At 35.7% G+C, this 8,116-nt stretch carries 7 protein-coding genes; 3 read left to right on the plus strand and 4 right to left on the minus strand.

Going from position 1 to position 8,116, the window contains the following annotated elements; translation table 11 throughout:
- Both ACIQ1E_RS13045 and ACIQ1E_RS13050 read right to left on the minus strand, forming a co-directional pair.
- The coding region (locus tag ACIQ1E_RS13045) for a hypothetical protein (RefSeq protein WP_396171747.1) at positions 1 to 410 on the minus strand (410 nt) is incomplete at its 3' end.
- 8 nt (positions 411 to 418) lie between these two features.
- On the minus strand, positions 419 to 1,186 hold the full coding sequence (locus tag ACIQ1E_RS13050) for an MBL fold metallo-hydrolase (RefSeq protein WP_396171748.1): 768 nt from the start codon (positions 1,184 to 1,186) through the stop codon (positions 419 to 421).
- A 95-nt stretch (positions 1,187 to 1,281) separates the two neighbouring features.
- Here ACIQ1E_RS13050 and ACIQ1E_RS13055 point away from each other — a divergent pair, with 95 nt between their 5' ends.
- Positions 1,282 to 2,748: a TonB-dependent receptor gene (locus ACIQ1E_RS13055; RefSeq protein WP_396171749.1), complete on the plus strand. Its 1,467-nt coding sequence runs from the start codon at positions 1,282 to 1,284 to the stop codon at positions 2,746 to 2,748.
- Between the two features lie 76 nt (positions 2,749 to 2,824).
- Here the strand turns inward: ACIQ1E_RS13055 and bcp are convergent, their stop codons facing one another.
- Positions 2,825 to 3,277, minus strand: a complete 453-nt coding sequence (gene bcp, locus ACIQ1E_RS13060) for a thioredoxin-dependent thiol peroxidase (protein WP_396171750.1) — start codon at positions 3,275 to 3,277, stop codon at positions 2,825 to 2,827.
- 99 nt (positions 3,278 to 3,376) lie between these two features.
- Between bcp and nth the strand changes: the two genes are divergently transcribed.
- Complete coding sequence (gene nth / locus ACIQ1E_RS13065) at positions 3,377 to 4,036, plus strand: endonuclease III domain-containing protein (protein ID WP_396171751.1); 660 nt, start codon at positions 3,377 to 3,379, stop codon at positions 4,034 to 4,036.
- Positions 4,037 to 4,242: 206 nt separating this feature from the next.
- On the opposite strand, the gene ACIQ1E_RS13070 is transcribed toward nth, so the two are convergent.
- A complete protein-coding gene (locus ACIQ1E_RS13070) occupies positions 4,243 to 4,827 on the minus strand; it encodes an RNA polymerase sigma factor (RefSeq protein ID WP_396171753.1) in 585 nt (194 codons plus the stop codon).
- Between the two features lie 317 nt (positions 4,828 to 5,144).
- Here ACIQ1E_RS13070 and uvrA point away from each other — a divergent pair, with 317 nt between their 5' ends.
- On the plus strand, positions 5,145 to 7,943 hold the full coding sequence (uvrA, locus tag ACIQ1E_RS13075; protein ID WP_396171755.1) for an excinuclease ABC subunit UvrA: 2,799 nt from the start codon (positions 5,145 to 5,147) through the stop codon (positions 7,941 to 7,943).
- Positions 7,944 to 8,116: the final 173 nt, after the last annotated feature.

An 8,116-nucleotide genomic window follows, 5' to 3' on the forward strand; every position in this document is an offset into this window, starting at 1 on the left:
TCACCATCACTAAAATCGGCGATAATCCAGCGATGGTTCAACACTTTCACTTTATTGATGATGAATTTATTGGCGCCAATTTGATCTTGTCCTACATAAGGATTGCCTTTAGGATTGGCATTCAAATCCATTAATTTTTCGGTTACAACTGGAATCAATTTTTCTACTTGAATCGTTTTGGTCGCGTTCTCAGGATTGAAATAATTCTGGGCATTCTCGTTTTTTTCCAAAGAAAAATAGTTGGCATCAGTCAATTTTGTAGTAGATACTTCTAAATCTTTTTTCAATTTCAATTCTATTTTTGTAGCTTTTTCTTCTTCGAAAGTCAACTTTTTACTGAAATACATAAAGGTAAAAACATTCAAAAGTAAAAGGATGATAAAAAGATACAGCAATAAGGACTTCTTCATTTTTAATTTTATTTAATAGTAATTTCTAAATTATCGTAAGCTAAGAAAACGTTTTTCGGCAGTTTTTGTTGTACCTGTTCGTGAAATCCCATAATGTGACTAATATGAGTAAGATAGGCCCTTTCAGGTTTCAACAAATCGATAAAATCTAAGGCTTCTTGTAAATTGAAATGGGTATTGTGCGGCTCTTCACGCAATGCGTTTACTACCAAAACTTTTAGATTCTTTAATTTGGCAATTTCATTTTCTTCTATCGTTTTGACATCAGTCAAATAAGCAAAATCATCAATTCGGTACCCGAAAACCTGAAGCCGTCCGTGCATTACATTGATCGGAATTGCCCCTTTATCACCGATCGCAAATGGCTGATTATTTACAACTTCAATAGGCTTTACTGAGGGTGCACCCGGATATTTGTTTTCGGTTTCGAAAATATAACCAAATCTTTGTTTGAGGTTTTCAATAACTCGTTGATGTGCATAAATTGGAATATCTCCTTGCTTAAAAAAAAACGGACGAATATCATCTAGGCCTGCCGTATGATCAGAATGTTCGTGTGTGTATAGAATACCATCTACTTTTTGGCAATTTGACTGTAGCATTTGTTGTCTAAAGTCTGGACCGCAATCTATTACATAAGAAAAATTACCCCAACGAATCCAAACTGAAACTCGAAGTCTCTTATCTTTAAAATCTTGACTGTGACAAACTGAATGATTGCTTCCAATGATAGGAATTCCTTGTGAAGTGCCGGTTCCTAAAAAATAAATATTCATCTAAAACGTTTGTTAATTATTATACAAAAATAGCAATAAATCTCTGCAATTTGAAACATATTTTATTAACTTTGCACCAAAACAGCGATTTCTTTATGAAAAGAGACACCGAAATTAAGTTGAAAGGTGACAAAGTCATCGAACAAATTCCTTCTTTAAAAGACAAGGCTCTTCGTATCAATTTGAACGAAAACATCTACGGAACTTTTTCTGAAATTGGTGCAGGACAAGAAACTGTAAGGCATTTTTTTAGAGCTGGAGGTTCCTCAGGTACAATTGCGAAAGCAATGTCGGCTTATGACAAAGATTTTAGTGATGCCATTTATGGAGTCGAAGAAGATGGGCGATACGTAACTGAAAGCCGTCTCAAAAAAATTCTGACTCACGAAGCGGGTTTAATTGAAAAACGATTAAGCAGAAAAAAACACCCCAATAAAATATTTTTCAGCTTCGCAAATACCGTTGCCACCATTGACTTTGCTAAACAATTCAAAGGACACGGATGGGTTGGTATAAAATACCAATTGGAGCCTGAAGAAGAATACAACGAGATCATTTTACACATTCGATTCAAAGAAACTGATGTTCGCTTGCAACAAGAAACACTTGGAATACTCGGTGTAAATTTGATTTATGGTGCTTTTTACAAATACAATAACCCAAAACACTTATTGCGTTATTTGTACGACCATCTTGATAAAGACCAATTAGAAATAGATACCATCAACTTTTCAGGACCACGATTTGCTAATGTAGATAATCGTCTAATGAGTTTGCAGCTGGTAAAAAACGGAATGACTGATGCTGTGATCTTTGATCCAGAAGGCAAAAACATCCTTCCGGCAGCGATATTGTACAAAAAAAATATTCTAGCTTTAAGAGGAAGCTTCCGCCCTGTTACCAAAGTAAATATGGACATGTACGAGGAATCATTAAAAATGTTTCTAAACGAGCAAAAGGTTAACGCTGATAGTACATTAGTTATCTTTGAAATCACGCTGTCCAATTTACGCTCCGACGGTGAAATAGACGAAAAAGATTTTATGGACCGAGCCCAATTGTTATGTTCTCTGGGACAAACAGTAATGATTTCGAATTTCCAAGAATATTATAAAGTGGTGGAATATTTTGCAAAATATACCAAAGCTAGAATGGGATTGGCCATGGGTGTAAACAATTTGATCGAAATCTTTGACGAAAAATACTATCGCCATTTGAGTGGTGGAATCCTTGAAGCTTTCGGAAAATTATTCTACCGTGATATGAAAGTGTATTTGTATCCAATGATTGGCGAAGACGGCGAGATTGTAAACTCAGAAACCTTAATGGTTCATCCTCGAATGAAAGAATTGTATAAGTTCTTTAAATTTAATGGAAAAGTGGTTGATATTGAAAATTACAACCCTAAAAACCTAGAAGTGTTTTCTCGTGAAGTACTGAAAATGATTGGAGAATGCAAGCCAGGTTGGGAAAATATGCTTCCTACAGGTGTGGCCAAAATTATTAAGAAAAAGAAACTTTTTGGGTACAACCCAAATGTACTTTTAGAGAAAGACAATTAGAAACTTAGTATTTCCCATTATAAAAAAGCGAAGAAATTTTTAAAGTTTCTTCGCTTTTTCGCTTCAATTTTGATTTCTATTTCAAAATCTGTGCGGCGTGGGCTTTTGTTTTTACTTCTGAAATTACTTCGTCAATCATTCCGTTTTGGTCAATTACGAAAGTGGTTCTGTGTATGCCGTCGTATTCTTTTCCCATAAACTTTTTGGGGCCCCAAACTCCGAACGCCTGAATTACCGATTTATCTTCGTCTGCCAACAAAGGAAACGGGAAATCGTATTTTTCTTTGAACTTGGCTTGGGCTTTCGCCGCATCAGCACTGACTCCCAAAAGAGCATAATTATTAGCTTGAAAGCGTTCAAAATTATCTCTCAAATCGCAAGCTTCGGCTGTACAGCCTGGCGTATTTGCCTTTGGATAAAAGAAAACCACTAATTTTTTTCCTTTATAATCGGCTAATTTATGGATATTTCCGTCTTGATCGATTCCTGAAAAATCGGGTGCTTGATCTCCTTTTTTTAGTGTTGTCATTTTAAATTTAGAGGTTAAAAGTTAGAAGTTAGAAGTTTAAAATTGCTATTGTAATTGCTATTGAAATTGACTTTCTTTACGACTCAAATTTACTGAAAAATGACCAAACAGGAGCGCGTAACGTTTGTTATAAATACGTTAAAAGAATTCTATCCCGAAATCCCTATTCCCTTAGATCACAAGGATCCTTATACTTTGCTGATTGCGGTTTTGCTCTCGGCGCAATGCACGGATGTTCGGGTGAATCAAATTACACCACTGCTTTTTGCCAAGGCGGACAATCCGTATGATATGGTGAAAATGTCGGTTGAAGAAATCAAGGAAATTATTCGTCCGTGCGGCTTGTCGCCAATGAAGTCGAAAGGGATTCACGGTTTGTCGCATATTCTGATTGAAAAACACGATGGGAAAGTGCCTCAAAGTTTTGAAATGCTGGAAGAGTTGCCTGCTGTGGGTCACAAAACTGCAAGTGTCGTGATGTCTCAAGCCTTCGGTGTTCCAGCCTTTCCGGTGGACACACACATTCACCGTTTGATGCACCGATGGAATTTATCTAATGGCAAAAATGTGGTTCAGACCGAAAAAGATGCTAAACGCCTATTCCCAGAAGAAACTTGGAATAACTTACACCTGCAAATGATTTGGTACGGAAGAGAATATTCTCCAGCTCGTGGTTGGAATTTGGAAAACGATATTATCACTAAAACTGTGGGCAAAAAAACTGTTTTAGATGAATACTATAAAAAAACGTCCCGATAAATATCGGGACGTTTTCTCAATTAGCTATAACTTCGAAACTCATTTTATTGCACTTAATAATATTTAATGCTTTTGAGTAATTTAATAAAAAAGAAATTGTTTCTTTTTCAGGTTTCATCGAATGGGTAACTACATTTTTTTTAGAGTAAATTTTTGCCATATAGTACTAGTTTTTTTAATACAACGCAAAAACTTTTACTATAGTATCAATTCGTTAAAATAATTTGATGTTTGTCGATAACTTTTCTCATATTCATCAAGGCATAACGCATACGACCTAGAGCCGTATTAATGCTAACCCCTGTTACTTCTGAGATTTCCTTAAAACTCATATCTTGATACATTCGCATCAGCAACACTTCTTTTTGATCGGCTGGAAGTTCATCGATTAGTTTTCGAAGGTCAACGTCGACTTGTTCTTGAATGATTTTATTTTCGATTGTAAGCGAATCATCGGTCATAATCGAAAAAATAGAGAATTCCTCCGTTTCTCTGAACATCGGCATTTTTTTGTTTTTTCTAAAATGGTCAATAATAAGATTGTGTGCAATACGCATCACCCAAGGAAGGAATTTACCTTCTTCGTTATAAGAATTGGATTTTAAAGTCTTGATGACTTTAATAAAAGTATCTTGAAAAATATCATTCGAAATATCCCTATCAGAGATTTTCGAATATATAAAACCAAAAATTTTGGATTGATGCCTATTGATTAATATTGTTAACGCGTTTTCGTCGCCTGCAATATAATTGTGTACCAATAAAGAATCAGGGAGTTGTACATTAGCCATAGTAATACCTTTTAGTTTTTAAATAAAAATGGAGCGATTTTTCTAAAAAGTAGTGCTATAAAATAGGCTATGTGTTTATTTGTGTTAATTGATTGGTCAAATTTAACTAATAATTATCTTAAAATGCAAGAAAAAACTATAAAAAAATTAAGAAACACACAAACAACCTCACAAATAACCCTCTTTATAACTAAATACAACTATTGAACTAAGTTAAAAAAATCGAATTGGAAAACTTACATTGTTTCATTTTTGTGATTCTTTGCATGCTATTTCTCATTTTAAAATTGATTACTTTTGTGAAAATTCGGTTTTACATGCAAATTGACCTTTCTACTTTAGACCCAAAGAAAAATATAATTATCAAAGGAGCTCAAGTGCACAACCTCAAAAATGTGGATGTTGCGATTCCTAGAAACAAATTAGTGGTGATTACCGGACTTTCAGGTTCTGGAAAATCTAGCTTAGCTTTCGATACTTTGTATGCCGAAGGGCAACGTCGTTATGTTGAAAGTTTATCATCCTACGCCAGACAGTTCTTAGGAAGATTAGATAAACCAAAGGTAGAATACATCAAGGGAATTGCACCGGCAATTGCCATTGAACAAAAAGTAAACACGACTAATGCGCGTTCGACAGTTGGAACTTCGACCGAAATTTACGATTACATCAAATTACTATTTGCTAGAGTGGGCCGGACTTTTTCGCCAATATCGGGTCAAGAAGTGAAAAAAAATACCGTTTCGGATGTGATTTCCGATGTAAAAAACATCAAAACCAATAGTAGATGGTTGCTGCTCGCCCCTATTCATTTGGAACACGGTAGGGCTTTAGAAGACAAACTTAAAGCCTTGCTTAATCAAGGGTTTTCAAGAATTTTGGTCGATAATGAAACCGTTCGACTTGACGAGATCGATGCCCATTCGTTAGATGACAAAGATATTTTACTTATTGTAGACCGAATCGTTGTCAATCCAGAAAATTTGGGAGAAGAGGAATTTTACAACCGACTCGCTGATGCCGTTCAAACTGCCTTTTATGAAGGAAAAGGTATTTGTCATTTGCAAGAATTAAATACTGAAAAACGTTTTTCCTATAGCAATAATTTCGAATTGGATGGGATTACATTTTTAGAACCAAACGTGCATTTGTTCAGTTTTAATAATCCGTACGGTGCTTGTCCTGTTTGTGAAGGTTATGGCAATATCATAGGAATTGACGAAGAATTGGTAATTCCGAATACTTCCTTGTCCATTTTTGAAAACGCAATTTATCCTTGGCGTGGAGAAAGTATGGGCTGGTTTCGCGACGAATTGGTAAACAACGCCTATAAGTTTGACTTTCCTATTCACAAACCCTATTTTGAACTTTCGGAAACTCAAAAAGATTTGGTTTGGACAGGGAATAGCTATTTCCAAGGACTGAATGCCTTTTTTAAAGAATTGGAAGACAAAAATTATAAAATCCAAAACCGAGTAATGCTTTCGCGCTATCGTGGCAAAACCAAATGCCATTCTTGCAAAGGAAAACGCTTAAGAATCGAAGCTTCTTATGTAAAAATCAACGGAAAAACGGTTTCAGATTTGGTTGATTTACCAATAAAACATTTGGTTACTTTTTTCAAAAACATCGATTTGGATGCCTATGAACAACAAATTGCCAAACGATTATTGTTAGAAATCAACAATAGATTATCGTTTTTGACCGAAGTCGGTTTGGATTATCTAACATTGAATAGAAATTCAGCCACACTCTCTGGCGGTGAATCGCAACGTATCAATTTAGCAACTTCTCTCGGAAGTAGTTTGGTAGGCTCGATGTACATCTTGGACGAACCTAGCATCGGTTTGCATCCAAAAGACACCGAACGATTAATAAAAGTTTTGCAGTCTTTACGCGATTTAGGAAATACAGTTATTGTTGTCGAACACGATGAAGATATTATGAAAGCCGCCGATATGATTATTGATATTGGTCCCGAAGCAGGAACTTTTGGTGGTGAATTGGTTGCCCAAGGAACTTTCGACGAAATATTGAAATCGACTTCCTTGACGGCAAAATACCTCAACGGAGAAATGGAAATAAAAACCCCTCGCATTCGCCGAAAATGGAATAATTACATTGAGATTCTGGGAGCAAGAGAAAATAATTTACAAAATATTGATGTTAAATTTCCATTGGAATGTTTGACCGTAATTACAGGCGTTTCGGGAAGCGGAAAAAGTACTTTGGTCAAAAAAATCCTCTTTCCGGCGATGCAGAAAAAACTGGATGGCGTTGGTGACAAAGCAGGACAATTTACTGAAATGCGTGGGTATTACCATAAGATTCAACATATCGAATACGTTGATCAAAATCCAATTGGGCGAAGTTCCCGTTCGAATCCTGTGACGTATATCAAAGCGTATGATGATATTCGAGATTTGTTTGCCAAAGAAAAACTATCTAAAATTCGGGGGTATCAACCCAAACATTTTTCATTTAATGTGGATGGCGGAAGATGCGAAACCTGCAAGGGCGAAGGCACTATCAATGTTGAAATGGTTTTTATGGCAGATGTCCAATTGCATTGCGAAACCTGCAACGGCAAACGATTCAAGAAAGAAGTGCTCGAAGTCACTTTCGATGGCAAGAACATTCATGATATTTTGACGATGACCGTTGATGATTCTATTGCTTTTTTTACTGCCAATAAACAAAACAAGATTATCCAAAAATTACAACCGCTGCAAGACGTAGGTTTGGGTTATGTACAATTAGGACAATCCTCTTCTACCCTTTCGGGCGGCGAAGCACAACGAATCAAATTGGCTTCGTTCTTGGTCAAAGGTGCTACCAAAGAAAAAGCGCTTTTTGTTTTTGATGAACCAACGACAGGATTACATTTTCACGATATTAAAAAGCTCTTGGCTTCGTTCGAGGCATTAATTGAAAAAGGACATTCTATTTTAGTGATTGAACACAATCTAGATTTGATAAAATGTGCCGATTGGATTATTGATTTGGGACCTGAAGGTGGCGAAAATGGAGGGCAATTACTAGCCGAAGGAACTCCCGAAGACATCATTAAAAGCAAAAAATCAGTTACGGCGAAGTATTTGAAACAGAAATTATAGCACTTTTTTAATCATTTTAAATGCTAAAAAAAGTTCCTTATGATTCAACTTAATAGGTATAGGCGTTTAGGCCGCCCAAAAACGAAAATAGTATTACCTTTGTCAAATGAGTACAAGGGAGAAATTTATAGGTGTGAATTCAATAACATTTAACAAGCGATTTAAGGAAGATG

The sequence above is a fragment of the Flavobacterium sp. genome, assembly GCF_044348915.1.
Lineage (GTDB): Bacteria > Bacteroidota > Bacteroidia > Flavobacteriales > Flavobacteriaceae > Flavobacterium.

What these genes read in the sequence shown, in the direction of transcription:
- ACIQ1E_RS13050 (WP_396171748.1), bottom strand. Translation starts at nt 1,186, where the DNA reads ATGAATATTTATTTTTTAGGAACCGGCACTTCACAAGGAATTCCTATC.
- ACIQ1E_RS13055 (WP_396171749.1), top strand. Translation starts at nt 1,282, where the DNA reads ATGAAAAGAGACACCGAAATTAAGTTGAAAGGTGACAAAGTCATCGAA.
- bcp (WP_396171750.1), bottom strand. Translation starts at nt 3,277, where the DNA reads ATGACAACACTAAAAAAAGGAGATCAAGCACCCGATTTTTCAGGAATC.
- nth (WP_396171751.1), top strand. Translation starts at nt 3,377, where the DNA reads ATGACCAAACAGGAGCGCGTAACGTTTGTTATAAATACGTTAAAAGAA.
- ACIQ1E_RS13070 (WP_396171753.1), bottom strand. Translation starts at nt 4,827, where the DNA reads ATGGCTAATGTACAACTCCCTGATTCTTTATTGGTACACAATTATATT.
- uvrA (WP_396171755.1), top strand. Translation starts at nt 5,145, where the DNA reads ATGCAAATTGACCTTTCTACTTTAGACCCAAAGAAAAATATAATTATC.